Here is a 14,504-nt window from a genome sequence, read left to right as displayed (position 1 = left end):
CGGTCACCTCACCGCGGCTCTCGTCCGAACGCTTCGCGCAGCTTGCGCTTGGCCCGCTGCAACGTATTGCGCCGCTCCTTCGGCAGGTTTCGGCCCGCTCGATTGATGTAGAAATTGAGCATCGACATCGCCGATTGAAACGGCGTGCCCTTGCGTCGACGGCTCGCCGTCGACGAGTGCTTCAACGATTGCGCGATGGACTCCGCGCTGCCGGTTTTGAAAATATCCTTCTGGATGTCCATCGCGTCGCTCGTTTCCATTACGTGATGCGACCATCTCTTCGCGCCGGATGCGCCGCTCGACTTCGCGGTTTTGGCGCGATGCGCGGCGTGCGCTTGCGCGTGGCGCTGACGCGCTGGCCGTCCCGACCTGCCACGAGACACAGGGCGTTTCGATTTGCTGCTGGTCTTTCGGGTCGCCATTGTGTTGTCTCCTGAAGCGGAATGTCGGACTCGCCACGCGTCAAAAATGGTCGATTTGGCGATCAGAGCTTCACGCCCCCGGCCTCGGGCGCATCCGACGAACCCGCGGGAATGTCACCGACGCCGAGGTCGTCGCGCCTCGTATAGACGTCGCCCCAGTACGGTTCGCTGCCGTAGTACTGATGCACGGTGGTGGCCCACGTCTGATCCGCCATCGATGGCCAGTGATCCTTATCAAATCCCGGTGCGTTCTTCACGCGCTCGGCCACCATGTTCAGCACGAAGCATTTTTCCTGCGTATCGAGTGTCAGCGCACGCCACGGAATCGCGAGCAGCTTGTCGCCGATGCCGAGAAAACCGCCGCTCGACAGCACCGCATACGCGACGCGGCCCGAACGCACGTCCAGCATGATGTCCTTGATCTTGCCGATGTGCTCGCCATCGCTGCTGATAACCTTGTTGCCGTCGAGCGTAGCCGCTGCCATAACATCCGGACCTGGGCCTTCCGCGGTCGCGGCGCCTTTACCGACGATGTTCGCACCTTGTGTCTGGGTCTGCATCACCATGATGGGCTCCTTTTTGAAGGGGTGAATGTACCGAGGCATTTAGCAACGGCCGTTCCATCTAGCCATGCGGCGCCGTTACGCCGTGGCGCGCGGCGCATCCGCGCGACGAGGGCACCGCGTGCGTAAAGGATGCGAGCGCGTTTGCAATTATTTCGTCAGTGCCGACGCCAGCGCTGATCAGCAAAGCGCGATGCGCGCATGCGACGACTGCATCGCGCGGCATAGGCCTTGCTCGATTCTCAGTGATGGCAGCAGGGAACCGAAGGATCGCACCCGTCCTTTTACTTCAGGGGGAACCCAGATGAGCAAGTATCCGAAGGCATGGCTGTTCGCGGCATGTATGGTCGCGTCGGGCGCCGTCGCGTCGGGCGCCGCGTTCGCGCAGGCGGGCGGCGGTAACGGCAATAGCGGCACCGGCGGCGGCAACGCGCATGGCGCGGCGACCGCGGCGCCGACGGCGGGCAACGAGCCCGCGTCGAATGTCACGGGCAGCACCATGGGATCGACTTCGTCGATGAAACATCATCACAAGAAGTCGAAGGCAAACAAGCCGATGACCGATACGACGAACACGCCCGGCGCCAATGCCAGCAGCGATACGAAGGGACAGTAACGCTGGATCGATGCGGGCGCGGCCAGGCACCTGTGCGTTCATCGTAACGCGCCGGCGATATCGCGCTCCCCATCGAGGGAGAAAATCGTGACTAAGAAGATTCATTATCAGGCGAACATCTGTGGCGGGAACTTCGCGCATGTTCGCGAGTGCTTCAGCAACTGGAAGGCCGAGACGCTCGTGTATCGTCGGCAACAGCCGATGTTCGAAGGCAAGCAGGAAGTGCGGCCGTTGACTGAGCGTGTGTTCGACAACGGTGAAGTCGCGCATAGCACGCGCGCGCGCGTATGTTCGCCAAACGATGCCTATGCGCTGGCGGCGGAGATACGCGACGGCGAACGCGACGTTTGGCTCGTGATGGCGGCGTTCGAGGAAGACGTTTGAGCCGGAGTCGATTCGGCGCTGAGCCCGTCACTGGGCCGGCGGTTTCGGTTCGGAGGCCATTTCCCGCGCAGCGCGCCGCGTACGCACGCGTGGCGTGGCTCGCAAATGTGCCGCGGCGCTTTTGTCTTTCGCGGCGGTGGCTTTCTTGCGCACCACGCGCGACTTTTTTAGCAGACTCGTCAACGAACCGTTGATACTGTCGTCGACCGACGACTCCCGCGTCTTGCGTCCTTTGGCACCGGATGCGCGCGCGAGTTTCGCCGCACGCGTTTCCGCCTGCGCGAGCAGCACCGCAAAGGCCACTTCATCTACCTTGAGTCCGCGGCGCGATTGGCCTGGCGCGAGGCTCTGCAACTCCCCCGCCTCGAACGCGCTGACGATCGCTGGGTGGATATAGCAGCGCCGGCAGACGGCGGGCGTATTGCGTAGCAGCGTCGCCACTTCTTTCACGATCGCGACGATATGACGACGCGCTTCGGCCGCGCTGCTGCACATCAAGCGGCGCAATGCCGCCAGCGCGTACACGCTGCCGGCCCACGTGCGGTAGTCCTTGGCGGTGAAGTCCGCGCCGCTTACGCGGCGCAGGTAGTCGTTGATATCCGTCGAGCCGACGCTGTGGCGCGTGCCGTCTTCGTCGAGATACTGGAACAGGTCGTGACCGGGCAGCTCCGCGCAACGCCGCACGATGCGCTTGATGTTCGGATTGTCCACTGTCACGTCGTGCTCGATGCCGCTCTTGCCGCGAAACTGGAAGCGCAATTGACCGGCCCTGATCTTCACGTGCTTCTTGCGCAGCGTCGTCAATCCGTACGAGTGGTTATCGCGCGCGTATTCTGCGCTGCCGATCCGGATCAGCGTCGTGTCGAGCAACTGCACGATGGCCGCGACGACCTTGTCGAGCGGCATGCCGGGCAGCTTCAGATCACGCACCACGCGCGCGCGGATTTTGGGCAATGCGCGGCCGAACTCGGCCATCCGTTCGTACTTGTCGGCATCGCGCGTTTCGCGCCAGCGGGGGTGATAGCGGTACTGCTTGCGGCCGCGCGCGTCGCGGCCGGTCGCCTGCAGATGACCGCGCGGATCGGGGCAGATCCACACGTTTTCGTACGCGGGTGGAATCGCGAGCGAATTGATGCGTTGAATCTCGTCCTCATCGACGATGCGCTTGCCGTCGACGTCGAAATAGATGAAGCCGTTCCGCTCGCGCTTGCGTGTGTAGCCGGGCCTCGTGTCGTCGGCGTGGCGCAGTCCCGGCGGCATCGGTTGGGGTTCGGTGTTGCCGTTCGCGGTGGTCGGGTTGCGTGATGTGGTCGTGGAATGAGTCGCGGTAGCCATTGTTGCAGGTAGAAGTTTCAAACCCGGTTCGAACCGGTTCGCCGAGTAGGCGCGATGTGTGCCGTGTGATCGGCGGGAAGCAAGGGCGATGCCACTGGTAGGTGACCAGCGCGCTGAGGCGGAACGGTCCTTGCGGAAAAGTCGACGTGACCAACCGGAAAGGGAGCTTTCATGAGCAGCACACTCAACCCCGATGAAGAGCCGCAGCAGACCGTCAAGCAAACGTCCGGCACGACGGGCGCGCTGGGTCCCAGCGACTCGTCCGATAGCGGCAGCGACGTGGCGGGCGCGAGGCGTCACGATTTCGACGTCGATACGGAGCTCGACAATCACGCGCTCGAAGCCGGCGACGCCGCACTCGGCAGCGATACCGATCGCTCAGGTACGGGCGAGCGCGCGTCGGCCGATGGCGATTCGACGTTGGAGATGGACCGCGATATCGACACCGACCACGTCGTCGATCCGCAAGTGCCGCCGGGCGCGGAACGCTCCGACGAAGACGAAACCGACGTCTGACCACGGCGCTTTTGCACACGCGGCGGCGCGAGCTGAACGGCGCAACCGCAGCGTCGGTGCATCGCCAACGTAATGTCAGCCCGCTGAACACTGCCTCAACCAGGCACGTGTTTTGCGTAACCACGCTTAGCGAGGCGCAGACTTATGCACACGCATCACGGGCAAGTGCATGAGCGCGGCGCCGCATGAAGGAGAGCACACATGACTGATGCACTGAATGGCTACAAGGTAGCCGTACTCGCCGTAGATGGCTTCGAGCAGGCAGAACTCATGGAGCCGAAACGCGCGCTCACCGAGGCGGGCGCGACGGTCCATGTGATCTCGGCGAAGCCGGGCAAGATCCAAGGCTTCAAACACATCGACAAGGGCGATTCCGTCGACGTCGATGCGACCTTCGACAAGGCCAGTCCCGACGACTACGACGCGCTGGTATTGCCGGGCGGCGTCGTGAACGGCGACGCGCTGCGACTGCTGCCGCAGGCGCAGGCGTTCGTCAAAGCGGTCGACAACGCGAACAAGCCGATCGCGGTGATCTGTCACGGCACGTGGCTGCCGGTATCGGCGGGGATCGTCAAGGGGCGCACGGTGACGAGCTGGCCTAGCCTGCAGGACGATATTCGCAACGCGGGCGGCACGTGGGTCGATCAGGAAGTGGTCGAGGACGGCAATCTTATTTCGAGCCGCAAACCCGACGACCTTCCCGCGTTCAACAAGGCGCTGATCGCGCAACTGACGAAGCGCAAGGCGGCTTGATCGCAGGCGGCGCGTTGGCTTCGGAGCCTGCGCATCGGTGATTCGACAGGGAGAAAATGCATGAAATTCCGGTATTCCCTACAAGTGTTGACTGCCGCGCTGGCCGTGTTGGGCGTGAGCGCGGCATCGATCGACACGGCCTGCGCGCAGGCGAGCGATGCGCCCGCGAGCGCAGCGCCGACCGGCAGCACGACGCTGTCACCCGCGGATCAGCAGTTCGTGCTCGAAGCGTCGAAGTCGGACGCCACTGAAATCGCCGCTGGCAAGGTCGCGCTGAAGAACTCCAACGATCCGCATGTCAAGAAGTTCGCTCAACAGATGATCGCCGACCACACGAAGCTGTCGCACGCAATGGCCGGGCTGGTCGCGAAGAAGGGCTTCAAGCCGACGCCGTCCGCGGATTCCGCGCTGGTCGGCAAACTGCAGACGTTGAAGGGCACCGAGTTCGATCGGGCCTATGTCGAGCAGGTCGGCGTGGAAGCGCATCAGCGCGCGGTCGACCTGTTTCAGCAGCAAAGCGAGAGCGGCACCGACTCGCAACTGAAGGCCGCGGCCGCGCAAGCGCTGCCAACCATCAAGCATCACCTCGAGATGGCGGAGCAACTGGCCGGCCAATTGAAGGGCTCGTCATGAACGCGATCCTGCCACGGCCTGCTTATGAGGACTCTCTGATGCAGATCACTTTCCCCGATGACGAAGCGGCCTTCGACGGCGCCAATCTGACCGTGCGCTTTCTTGCGCGCGTCGATGGCGAGCCAGTGGTTTGCGCGATCACTGCCGAGGCTCTGGAAGATCATTTCGGCGCGGAGTCCGCGCTTGAAGCGGCGTTGATGGCCGCTTTCGACAGAGGCCGTCAGCGCATCCGCTCGGTCTGCGCGGAAGCGCTCGACCAGAACAACGGAGAAGGCGTAGTGTTGCATAGCGGACTGTTCAGAGTGGAAGGCATGGAACCGGATCGCGGCGCCGCGGCGTAGCGCCGCTGCATGTCGCATTGACTGGGCGCGCTGCTTCCGACTCGCGTCAGCGGCGACAGGATGGTCCACGAACGGCAATTAACGATAAGGAGGCCGTATGTCACTCATCGTCGCGGCACGCTTCACGACTTTTCCCGCTGCGGAAAGCGCGGCGCAAAAACTGTTCGATGCGGGTTTCGTGGAAGAGGACGTCACGCTGTTTTTCGTCAATCCACGCGGCCAGCATGCGCGTTTCCCGATCGGCGGCGACACCGATACCGACCCCGGCGCGCGAGGAGCGCCTAAAGGCGCGGGCATGGGCGTGACGATCGGCGCGGTGATTGGCGCGGTGATTGGCGTGGCGATCTTCGCGGTGTTTTCCGCGCCGCTGCTGGTGTCGCTGCTCGCGGCCGGCGTCGGCGCGTATGTCGGCTCGCTGGTCGGCGCGATGTCGCGCACCACGGAGCGCGGCAAATCGGACCATCGCGTGCCGTATCACGAGGAGTCGCGCGATTCGGGCGTGCTCGTCGCCGTGCACGTGTCGCCCGACAATCAACTGGACGCCGCGCGCGTGCTGCGTGAAGCGGGCGGCGTGTCGATCGAGAAGGCGACCGGCCGCTGGCAGCAGGGACGCTGGGCCGATTTCGATCCGCTGAAGACGCCCGAGCCGATCAAGGAATTCGCGGAGAAGCGCGCGTGATATGGGCGACGCGGCATACCAACAAAAAACGGCCCGATGACGATCATCGGGCCGTTTTCCGTTTACCGCGCTGTTTCGACGTCGCGCGACACCCGCGGTTGCCGCGCATCGCGCGGCGGCTGCGCTCGTTCGAGCTGCCTTTCGCTATACATCGGCTCGCACGAGGTGCCGGGCACGCGTGATGCGTGCTATCAAATGCAGCCCGCCGCGCGTCGAACCGATTCATCGCGAGGCACATAAAAAGCCCCGCGCGGCGGGTTCCGCGATGAACGAAACCCTTGGAGGTATTGAATGGCTACCAACGTTGTTTCCGTATTGAATGAACTGGTCGAAACGTCGAAGGATGGCGAAAAGGGCTTTATGAAGGCAGCCGAGGATGCGCACGACGACCAGCTGAAGATGCTGTTCCGTTCGAGTGCCGAGGACTGCTCGCGCGGCGCGCGTGAGTTGCAGGATGCCGTTCAGACACTGGGCGGCAAGCCCGAAACCGGCGGCAGCATGAGCGGTGCGCTGCATCGCGGCTGGGTCGACGTGAAATCGGCGGTAGCGAATCGCAGCGACCATGCGATTCTTGCCGAGTGCGAAAAAGGCGAGGACGTCGCGAAGAAACGCTATCACGACGCGCTGGAGAAGGATTTGCCGGCGGACGTGCGGGCAATCGTCGAGCGGCAGTACCAGGGCGTGCTGCAAACGCATGACCGCGTGCGCGATCTGCGCGACCAGTATGCGGCAATGAAGCATTGACCGACGCGTCAGTGCAATAAGGAAGAGCCGGCTCTGTCAGCCGGCTCTATTACGTTCTGTTCAGTCGAATCGGTGCGAACCAATCGCGCGGATATCAGTCAGCCGCGACCTTCAGATGGTTCTTCACGCTGGTCACGCCCTTCACGCTTTGCACGACATCTTCGGCGGCGGACTTGTCGTCCGCCGAAGGCACCGAACCCGTGAGCCACACGACGCCCTTGCGGGTCTTCACGTGGATATGCGTCGATTTGACGTTCTTCGCGGCAAGCAGATCAGCCTTGACCTTGGTCGTGATGGTGCCATCGTCGATATGCTGGCCGATGCTTTCCGACGACGCTGGCGGGGCCGAAGCGCTGGTCTGGGCGTTCGCGTTCAGCGCGAACGCGATGACGGCGATGCTGCCTGCGGTCTTTAGAAGCTGGATCGTCTTCATGGTTCTCTCCATCAGGTGGTAATGAAAATGGCGGTCTTGTTGGCCGGTGGCCGATCGCGGCCGAAGCCGCTGATGAGACACGTGGGGTCGTCGCCGCTACGGTACCGTCAGGGGCCCGTTTCTCGACACCGGACGCTGTACTCGCATCCGCGCTCGATCGAGGCGTTTGCGAAGGGCGGCGTCCGTCCACACACCGTCGCTCCGCAACCATCGTGCCTGCCGGCTGCGAGCCAATCCATGCCGCTCGCGAAAGGCGCGTGCACCGGGGAGTTTCGACTGACGAATACCGTTGCAATGCGGCCATGCGCGAGGCCGCCGGAGAGGTGAAGAAAGGGACCGGAAGTTGCCTGCCGTTTGTAAAAACCGGCGCGCCCGGTCAGGGCAATTCATCCGCCTGAATAAACAAAGCGCAATCAAAACAGCGTCTTGCGCGATCTGGTACGGACGTTGCATTGGTCAGTGAACTCGGCTCGTTGAGTCTGAGGCTATTAACGAACGGGATCACTCCAATGCCTTCAATGGAACTTCGTACAAGGCAGTCTCTCGCACTGACGCCTCGTCTTCAGCAGTCGGTGCGGCTCTTGCAATTGTCGGCGCTCGAGTTCCAGCAGGAATTGCGCACGGCGCTCGATACCAATCCGTTCCTCGAATACGACTCATCCGAAGCGGAAGACGTCGCGCTCGCCGGCACGACGCCAGGCGAGGGTGAAGACGCCAACGCGCCGCCCGCTGTCGATACGCTTGCCGCCGCCGAGCCGGACGGACTGCCGGCGGAAAGCGCCGGTAGCGATACGCTCGAAAGCGCGGGCCAGGACGACATGCCCGCCGATTTTTCCGGCGACTACGGTTCGCGCAACTCGATGCGCCAGAACGGCGACGCGGACGGCAGCGATCCGGCCGATTGGGCTCGCTCGCAACCCACGCTGCGCGAACAGTTGCACGACGCGTTGCGCCTGTACCGGCTAGACGACCGCGATCGCGCGGTGGCCCGTTTCATCATCGAGGCGCTCGACGACGACGGCTATCTGCGGCAGTCGCTGGCCGACCTGGCCGATAGCGTCGATCTGGAACCCACGCTGACCGAGGAAGAACTGCTGGTGGCGTTGCGCCTCGTGCAGGCGCTCGATCGTCCGGGGCTCGGCGCGCGTTCGCTATCGGAATGCCTCGCGCTGCAGATCAATGCGCTACCCGCCAATACGCCGGGACGCGACGTCGCGCGGCAGATCGCCGAGCATCATCTGGAAAGGCTCGCGCGCCGCGAGCAGGCCGAGTTGCAAAAACAGATCGGCTGCAGCGCGGAGGAATTGCGTGTGGCTTGCGCGTTGGTGCGCAAGCTCGATCCGAAGCCCGGCAATTGCTACGGCCGCACCGAGGATAACTATGTCGTGCCCGACGTGATCGTGCGTCAGGTGCGCAACAAGTGGGTCGTGTCGATCAATCCGGCGGTGCAGCCGCGGGCGCGAATCCATCGCATGTATGCGCAGCTGTTCGCGCAGTCGGCCGGCGCGAGCCGTTCGCCGCTCGCGCAGCAGCTGCAGGAGGCGCGCTGGCTGATCCGCAACGCGCAACAGCGCTTCGATACGATCCAGCGGGTTGCCGAATGCATCGTCGCGCATCAGAAGGCATTCTTCCTGTACGGCGAGATCGCGCTGAAGCCGATGGTGCTGCGTGACGTGGCTGACGAGCTGGGCCTGCACGAATCCACGATCTCGCGCGCGACGGGCAACAAATATATGGCGACGCCGCGCGGCATCTTCGAGTTCAAGCATTTCTTCCCGCGCGAGCTCGGCACCGAAAGCGGCGGAACCTGCTCGGCCGCCGCGGTGCGCGCGCTGCTCAAGGAGATGATCGCCGCGGAAAATACGCGTGATCCACTGTCGGACGTGACGCTCGCGAAGATGCTCGCGGATCAGGGCGTGCTGGTCGCGCGACGCACGGTGGCGAAATACCGGCATCTGATGAAGGTGCCGCCGGCTGAACTGCGCCGGCAGCTTTGAAGCGCCGAAGTTTTAACGGGGGTTGAAATAAACCTGGCGGGGGTTTGAAGCAAAGCAGTCATTCAAACAGCAGTACATTGCGCACAGGGTCATGCGAGGTTATCCGCTCGCATGACCCTTTTTCGTATCTGGACGTTTCGCCGGCGTGCCTTTACATTGGCGGGTCAATTGGAAAGAGATCGGCGGATCGGACCGCACAACAACGGGTGAGCGCAATGAAGTATTCGAATCTGGTCGAGCGACTGCAAGGGCGGCGCACGTCGGCGTGGGAAATTCATCGGGTCGCGCAGCAGGCGGCTGCCAGGGGCGAAGACGTGATCGTGCTGAGCGTTGGCGATCCCGAGTTCTCGACGCCCGTGCCGATCGTCGAGCGCGCCATCGATGCGTTGCGGGCCGGCGATACGCACTATACGGCGATGGCCGGTCGCGAGCCGCTGCGCGCCGCGATCGCCGCCGAGCACGCGCGCACGACGGGATGCGACGTGAGCGCCGCCAACGTGGTGCTGACCGCCGGCGCGCAAAACGGCGTGTTCGCGGTGTCGCTGTGCCTGCTCGAAGCGGGCGACGAAGTGATCGTTCCCGAGCCGATGTATCTGACCTACGAGGCCTGCGTGCGCGCGGCGGGTGCGACGCTCGTCGCGGTGCCGGTCGATCCGGCGCGCGCGTTTCACGTCGACTGCGACGCGCTCGAAGCGGCGATCACGCCGCGCACGAGGGCGATTTTCTTCGCGACGCCGTGCAACCCGACCGGCGTGGTGATGCAGCGCGCCGATCTCGAGCGCATCGCGCGGCTCGCATGCGAGCACGACCTGTGGGTGCTGTCCGACGAGGTCTATGCGGAACTCACGTTCGAACGCGATCACGTGAGCATTGCGTCGCTGTCCGGCATGGCGGAGCGCACGGTCACGCTCGGCAGCCTGTCGAAGTCGCATGCGATGGCGGGGTGGCGTGTCGGCTGGACAATCGGGCCCGCGACGCTGATCGAGCACATGGCGCGGCTCGCGCTCGCGATGCTGTACGGCCTGCCGGGTTTCATCCAGCAGGCCGCGTTGACGGCTTTGGAGAACAGGGCGGAGATCGTCGCCGATATTCGCGAGATCTACCGGCGGCGGCGCGACGTCGTGTTCGAGCGCTTGCATCGTGTGCCGGGCTTGCGGTGCCTGTTGCCCGAAGCGGGCATGTTCATGATGGTCGACGTCAGCGGGACCGGGCTCGATACGACCGAGTTCACATGGCAGCTGTTTCGCGCACAAGGCGTGGCCGTGCTCGACGCGAGTGCGTTCGGGGAGACGGCGAACGGCTTCGTGAGGTTGGGGCTGGTGGTGGGCGAGGATCGATTGATCGAGGCGTGCGAGAGGATCGCGCGTTTCGTGGAAAGGGGGCGGGGCCGAGAGGGCGGTGGGTTGTAGATTGCGACGATCCGGTCGGTGGGCACCACGGCCAGCCGAAGGTGGCTGGGCAGTGCGTTCGACGCGGCTTACTTTTTCCTGCGCACGAATTTCAAGCCGAAGCGCACCAGCCGAGGCATCGTTTCTGGCCGCAACAGCCGTGGGTCATACCCAGCGAATCGACGTTCGTTTTCCTGAAGACACAGTTGCATCAATTCGGGCACGCTAATATCGACATCCGTTACCGACTGCGCGCCGTTTACCGTGAAGTTGTTATCGTGCTCATGGACGTTGCCGTCAGCATCCATCGCACGTGCGAGCCCAATGCGCTCCCACACCAGAAACGCCCACACGCCCGCCACCTTGAGCTCGAAGCGGATGCGCTGCCACCATGAAAGCTGCGCGCGATGCCACGCGACCCAGTTCGCGAACAGCAGAATATGGCGACACTCTTCCTGCATCACCGGCTCGAATGTCTCGGTCAGTGCCGGCGGGAACAGGCCCGAGCGCCGCGCCACCTCGAACAGACCGAACGCGAAGAAGCTGTCGATACATTCGCTATAGCCGGTCACGAGGTAAGCCCGTTCCGTGTCTTTCGGATAGACGTACGACGGCTCGGTCGCGAGCGCGATGCCATACGCATGCACCATGCGCGACAGCACTTCCTTATGGCGGTTCTCTTCCCACGCGTTCAGCGCAAGTGCGTCGCGCAGCTCCGGGGTGTCGAGCGTGGCCGCGTAGGCGGCCATGCGCAGGCGCGCCCTGCCTTCGGTTTGTACGGCGATGTCCCAGATCGGCAGATCGACGATGCGCTTGAGCGTCGCGGCTTCGAGCTGCGGCCATGCAAGCACGGCCGGGCGATACGGATTGAAGGTCTCGCGAAACATGCGGCACATTTCCTGCCGGTGCACGTCGGAGCCGGGCGCCAGCGGTCCGTTGACGGTGCTAGTCCAGTGCCGCATCGCGTGGTCGGCGGCGTCGAGGGTCGAGGGGTCGGGCTGCTCGTGCGGCAGTTGCGGCGCGCGAAAGCCGGGGATCAGCGCGGCAGCGTCGAATGCATCCAGTACCAGTTGGTCCATTGGGTATTCTCGACAAGGCGACGAAGGCGCTGTCGATTCTGCCATGACTGCGCAGGTCTGCGCCACGTCGAGGAAAAAGCGCTTTGTAATGTTCGGCGTGCTGTGACGCCGACGGTTGACGCCGCGCAAACTTGCGTCAAGAATCGAGCGCCGGGTGTGCTCCCGAAGTCGGCTAGCCCGATTCCAGCGCGTTTCGACTCGTCGCGGAAAACTTCATGATCCATCGCTTCTGTTCTTCATTGCGCCGCTTGCTGACAGCCGGATTAGCGGCCGCCGCGCTGATGGTGACGCTTTCTGTCGCTGGTGTGGTGCCGTTCGGCGAACGGTGCATGGCAGCCGAACAGGCCGATGCGTCGAGCACCTCGGAAAGCACGGCAACGGGGGGAAGCACGGACGCCGCCGCATTCGCGCCGATCGCGCCACGCCAGGGGCCGCAGGCGAACGCGTCGCCGGTCGGCGAATCGAGCGAGCCGCACGCGATGACGGCGCGCCCGAACGGCGAGCCGCGCAGGCGGACGGCTGCGCGTGGCGACACGCAGGCTGCATCGAATGCACCGGACTCGGCCGACGCGACGGCAACGCCTCGCAACGACAGGGCTTCGACGCCCGCGATTCCCGTGCCACCCGAAACCACCAGCGTCACCACGCATTCGCTTCGCCTGAACGGCCGCAAGCTCGACTACACGGCGAGCGCGGGCAATCTGTTGCTGCACGACAAGACCGGCGCGCCGAACGCGAGCGTGTTCTATGTCGCGTACACGGTGCCGAGCAGGACGCCTGCGACGCGTCCGATCACCTTTCTGTTCAACGGCGGCCCGGGCGCCGGCAGCGTATTCCTGATGATGGGCTCGGTCGGCCCGAAACGCGTGCGCACCGCGAGCCCCGCGAGCACGCCGCCCGCGCCGTACACGCTCGACGACAACCCCGACAGCCTCCTCGACACCAGCGACCTGGTGTTCATCGACGCGGTCGGCGCGGGCCTGTCGAGACCGGTCGGGCATGGCACGGGCAAGGACTTCTGGGGCGTCGATCAGGACGTCCGTGCGTTTGCGCAATTCATCGACCGTTATCTGACGGTGAATCAGCGCTGGAATTCGCCGAAGTACCTGCTCGGCGAATCGTATGGCACCGCGCGCGCCGCGATGCTCGCTTATCAGTTGGGGCAGAACAATATCGCGCTGAACGGCGTGATCCTGCTGTCGTCGGTGCTCAATTCCGCGGCGTTCGCGCCCGGCAACGATTTCAGGAGCGAGAGTTATCTGCCGAGTTTCGCGGCGATCGCGTGGTATCACGACAAGGTCACGCCGAAGCCCGCGAGCCTGCCGGCCTTTCTCGACGAAGCACGCGCCTTCGCCCGCGGACCCTATGCGCAGGCGCTCGAACAGGGCGATGCGCTGCCCGACGATCAGCGCGCCGCGATCGCCGCGCGCATCGCGTACTTCACCGGATTGGACGTGGGGTTCGTGAAGCGTAACCGTCTGCGCCTTTATCCGTCGCGTTTTCGAAACGAGTTGCTGCGCAACGAGTCGCGCAGCGTGGGCCGCTACGATGCACGTTTCGAAGGCCTGAACTACGACGATGCATCGGAGGATCCGGACTTCGATGCGTCGGTGAGCAGCGTGTCGAATGCGTTCAATGCGGCGCTTCATCAGCATCTGTCGGACGACCTGCACTACACGCCAAGCGACCGTTACGTGGTGTTCAGCGACGACGCGTTGAAGCAATGGGACTGGAAACATCGCGAATGGTGGGGCGAACGGCTCGAGCTGCCCTACGCGGGCGGCGATCTGGCCGAAGCGATGCGGCAGAATCCGCAGTTGCGGGTGTTATCGCTGAACGGCTACTTCGATCTCGCCACGCCGTTCTATGCGACCGAATATGCGCTCGCGCATCTCGGCCTCGATCGGTCGCTGCGCGAGAACGTGCGCATCGCCTACTATCCGACCGGCCATATGGTGTATCTCGACGATGCCGCGCTGCACGCGATGAAGCGTGACCTTGTGAGCTTTTATACGGGGCAGCCGCGTTGAGATCGGCGAATCGTCGCATGGTGTCGAAAGGTATAATTCCCCGCACCGTGGAGTAGCCGCGCGCTCTGTCAACCGGCTTCATCGTTCGCCGCTTATGCCATTCACCCCGATTCCGTCCTTCGCGCGCAAGCGCATTTCCGACGTGGTGTCCGACCAGATCAAGCAACTGATCTCGGAGGGCACGCTGATGCCCGGCGACCGTCTGCCGGCCGAGCGCGATCTCGCGGCGCAGCTCGGCGTGTCGCGACCATCGCTGCGCGAGGCGCTGATCCGGCTGGAGGCGGACGGTTACATCGAAACGTCGGGGCGCGGCGGTTTCACGGTGGTCGACGTGACCGCGCCCATCATCTCGAAGCCGCTTGCCGAACTGTTGCTGCAGAATCCGCGCACCAGTGCCGACATTCTGGAGTTGCGCCAGGGGCTCGAAGCGATTTCGACGGTCTATGTCGCGCAGCGCGCAACCGCCACCGATCTGAAGAAAATCCGCGCGGCGTTCGAGGCGTTGAAGGCCGCGTCGCTGTCGCGCGATCGAGCGAATCTCGCCGAACTCGATGCCGCGTTTCATCTCGCGATCGCCGACCACACCGGTCA

General features: G+C 63.9%; 16 protein-coding genes and 1 pseudogene. 12 read left to right on the top strand and 5 right to left on the bottom strand.

The genetic code is table 11. From position 1 onward, the window contains the following. Positions 1 to 8: 8 nt before the first annotated feature. A complete protein-coding gene (locus tag OKW39_RS30310) occupies positions 9 to 422 on the bottom strand; it encodes a DUF3175 domain-containing protein (protein ID WP_429564341.1) in 414 nt (137 codons plus the stop codon). 62 nt (positions 423 to 484) lie between these two features. Next, complete coding sequence (locus tag OKW39_RS30305) at positions 485 to 988, bottom strand: PRC-barrel domain-containing protein (RefSeq protein ID WP_090809734.1); 504 nt, start codon at positions 986 to 988, stop codon at positions 485 to 487. Between the two features lie 301 nt (positions 989 to 1,289). On the opposite strand from OKW39_RS30305, the gene OKW39_RS30300 reads away from it, so the two are divergent. Both OKW39_RS30300 and OKW39_RS30295 read left to right on the top strand, forming a co-directional pair. Continuing rightward, positions 1,290 to 1,601: a hypothetical protein gene (locus tag OKW39_RS30300; RefSeq protein ID WP_090809736.1), complete on the top strand. Its 312-nt coding sequence runs from the start codon at positions 1,290 to 1,292 to the stop codon at positions 1,599 to 1,601. A gap of 87 nt (positions 1,602 to 1,688) precedes the next feature. Next, entirely contained in the window at positions 1,689 to 1,985 is a 297-nt protein-coding gene (locus OKW39_RS30295) for a hypothetical protein (protein WP_429365535.1), read from the top strand. A 27-nt stretch (positions 1,986 to 2,012) separates the two neighbouring features. On the opposite strand, the gene OKW39_RS30290 is transcribed toward OKW39_RS30295, so the two are convergent. Then, positions 2,013 to 3,320: a DNA topoisomerase IB gene (locus tag OKW39_RS30290; protein ID WP_429564340.1), complete on the bottom strand. Its 1,308-nt coding sequence runs from the start codon at positions 3,318 to 3,320 to the stop codon at positions 2,013 to 2,015. Positions 3,321 to 3,491: 171 nt separating this feature from the next. Here OKW39_RS30290 and OKW39_RS30285 point away from each other — a divergent pair, with 171 nt between their 5' ends. The 6 genes from OKW39_RS30285 to OKW39_RS30260 all read left to right on the top strand — a co-directional run bounded on the left by OKW39_RS30285 (position 3,492) and on the right by OKW39_RS30260 (position 6,986). Beyond that, positions 3,492 to 3,836 (top strand): chemotaxis protein, encoded by a 345-nt coding sequence (locus OKW39_RS30285; protein ID WP_090809741.1) that lies wholly within the window; start codon positions 3,492 to 3,494, stop codon positions 3,834 to 3,836. Positions 3,837 to 4,037: 201 nt separating this feature from the next. Next, positions 4,038 to 4,589: a type 1 glutamine amidotransferase domain-containing protein gene (locus OKW39_RS30280; protein WP_429564339.1), complete on the top strand. Its 552-nt coding sequence runs from the start codon at positions 4,038 to 4,040 to the stop codon at positions 4,587 to 4,589. A gap of 60 nt (positions 4,590 to 4,649) precedes the next feature. Then, a complete protein-coding gene (locus tag OKW39_RS30275) occupies positions 4,650 to 5,222 on the top strand; it encodes a DUF4142 domain-containing protein (protein WP_429564338.1) in 573 nt (190 codons plus the stop codon). Further along, a complete protein-coding gene (locus OKW39_RS30270) occupies positions 5,219 to 5,563 on the top strand; it encodes a DUF1488 domain-containing protein (protein WP_090809747.1) in 345 nt (114 codons plus the stop codon). The genes OKW39_RS30275 and OKW39_RS30270 overlap by 4 nt, the downstream gene beginning before the upstream one ends. A gap of 97 nt (positions 5,564 to 5,660) precedes the next feature. Further along, positions 5,661 to 6,242 (top strand): hypothetical protein, encoded by a 582-nt coding sequence (locus OKW39_RS30265; RefSeq protein WP_429333801.1) that lies wholly within the window; start codon positions 5,661 to 5,663, stop codon positions 6,240 to 6,242. Between the two features lie 291 nt (positions 6,243 to 6,533). Then, the gene (locus OKW39_RS30260; protein ID WP_090809752.1) at positions 6,534 to 6,986 is read left to right on the top strand and encodes a PA2169 family four-helix-bundle protein; all 453 of its coding nucleotides are present in this window, start codon (positions 6,534 to 6,536) and stop codon (positions 6,984 to 6,986) included. Positions 6,987 to 7,080: 94 nt separating this feature from the next. On the opposite strand, the gene OKW39_RS30255 is transcribed toward OKW39_RS30260, so the two are convergent. After that, positions 7,081 to 7,419, bottom strand: a complete 339-nt coding sequence (locus OKW39_RS30255; protein ID WP_429365532.1) for a BON domain-containing protein — start codon at positions 7,417 to 7,419, stop codon at positions 7,081 to 7,083. A gap of 509 nt (positions 7,420 to 7,928) precedes the next feature. On the opposite strand from OKW39_RS30255, the gene OKW39_RS30250 reads away from it, so the two are divergent. Together OKW39_RS30250 and OKW39_RS30245 are read left to right on the top strand one after the other, a co-directional pair. Beyond that, positions 7,929 to 9,416: an RNA polymerase factor sigma-54 gene (locus OKW39_RS30250; RefSeq protein ID WP_429365531.1), complete on the top strand. Its 1,488-nt coding sequence runs from the start codon at positions 7,929 to 7,931 to the stop codon at positions 9,414 to 9,416. Between the two features lie 215 nt (positions 9,417 to 9,631). Then, entirely contained in the window at positions 9,632 to 10,825 is a 1,194-nt protein-coding gene (locus OKW39_RS30245) for a pyridoxal phosphate-dependent aminotransferase (protein WP_429564337.1), read from the top strand. A gap of 68 nt (positions 10,826 to 10,893) precedes the next feature. Here the strand turns inward: OKW39_RS30245 and OKW39_RS30240 are convergent, their stop codons facing one another. Beyond that, entirely contained in the window at positions 10,894 to 11,883 is a 990-nt protein-coding gene (locus OKW39_RS30240) for a ferritin-like domain-containing protein (protein WP_429564336.1), read from the bottom strand. Between the two features lie 215 nt (positions 11,884 to 12,098). On the opposite strand from OKW39_RS30240, the gene OKW39_RS30235 reads away from it, so the two are divergent. Continuing rightward, entirely contained in the window at positions 12,099 to 13,913 is a 1,815-nt protein-coding gene (locus OKW39_RS30235) for a S10 family serine carboxypeptidase-like protein (RefSeq protein WP_429365528.1), read from the top strand. Positions 13,914 to 14,007: 94 nt separating this feature from the next. Then, positions 14,008 to 14,499 (top strand): annotated as a pseudogene (locus tag OKW39_RS30230) (FadR/GntR family transcriptional regulator); the annotation flags it as partial. Positions 14,500 to 14,504 lie beyond the last annotated feature (5 nt).

Source organism: Paraburkholderia sp. MM6662-R1 (assembly GCF_050436245.1).
In the GTDB taxonomy this organism is placed as follows: domain Bacteria; phylum Pseudomonadota; class Gammaproteobacteria; order Burkholderiales; family Burkholderiaceae; genus Paraburkholderia; species Paraburkholderia tuberum.
This window is presented reverse-complemented; position numbering and strand designations above follow the sequence as displayed.

Coding starts and splice junctions, on each gene's coding strand:
- OKW39_RS30305 (WP_090809734.1), bottom strand. CDS start 988: ATGGTGATGCAGACCCAGACACAAGGTGCGAACATCGTCGGTAAAGGC.
- OKW39_RS30240 (WP_429564336.1), bottom strand. CDS start 11,883: ATGGACCAACTGGTACTGGATGCATTCGACGCTGCCGCGCTGATCCCC.
- OKW39_RS30285 (WP_090809741.1), top strand. CDS start 3,492: ATGAGCAGCACACTCAACCCCGATGAAGAGCCGCAGCAGACCGTCAAG.
- OKW39_RS30275 (WP_429564338.1), top strand. CDS start 4,650: ATGAAATTCCGGTATTCCCTACAAGTGTTGACTGCCGCGCTGGCCGTG.
- OKW39_RS30310 (WP_429564341.1), bottom strand. CDS start 422: ATGGCGACCCGAAAGACCAGCAGCAAATCGAAACGCCCTGTGTCTCGT.
- OKW39_RS30260 (WP_090809752.1), top strand. CDS start 6,534: ATGGCTACCAACGTTGTTTCCGTATTGAATGAACTGGTCGAAACGTCG.
- OKW39_RS30235 (WP_429365528.1), top strand. CDS start 12,099: ATGATCCATCGCTTCTGTTCTTCATTGCGCCGCTTGCTGACAGCCGGA.
- OKW39_RS30250 (WP_429365531.1), top strand. CDS start 7,929: ATGCCTTCAATGGAACTTCGTACAAGGCAGTCTCTCGCACTGACGCCT.
- OKW39_RS30300 (WP_090809736.1), top strand. CDS start 1,290: ATGAGCAAGTATCCGAAGGCATGGCTGTTCGCGGCATGTATGGTCGCG.
- OKW39_RS30245 (WP_429564337.1), top strand. CDS start 9,632: ATGAAGTATTCGAATCTGGTCGAGCGACTGCAAGGGCGGCGCACGTCG.
- OKW39_RS30290 (WP_429564340.1), bottom strand. CDS start 3,320: ATGGCTACCGCGACTCATTCCACGACCACATCACGCAACCCGACCACC.
- OKW39_RS30270 (WP_090809747.1), top strand. CDS start 5,219: ATGAACGCGATCCTGCCACGGCCTGCTTATGAGGACTCTCTGATGCAG.
- OKW39_RS30265 (WP_429333801.1), top strand. CDS start 5,661: ATGTCACTCATCGTCGCGGCACGCTTCACGACTTTTCCCGCTGCGGAA.
- OKW39_RS30280 (WP_429564339.1), top strand. CDS start 4,038: ATGACTGATGCACTGAATGGCTACAAGGTAGCCGTACTCGCCGTAGAT.
- OKW39_RS30255 (WP_429365532.1), bottom strand. CDS start 7,419: ATGAAGACGATCCAGCTTCTAAAGACCGCAGGCAGCATCGCCGTCATC.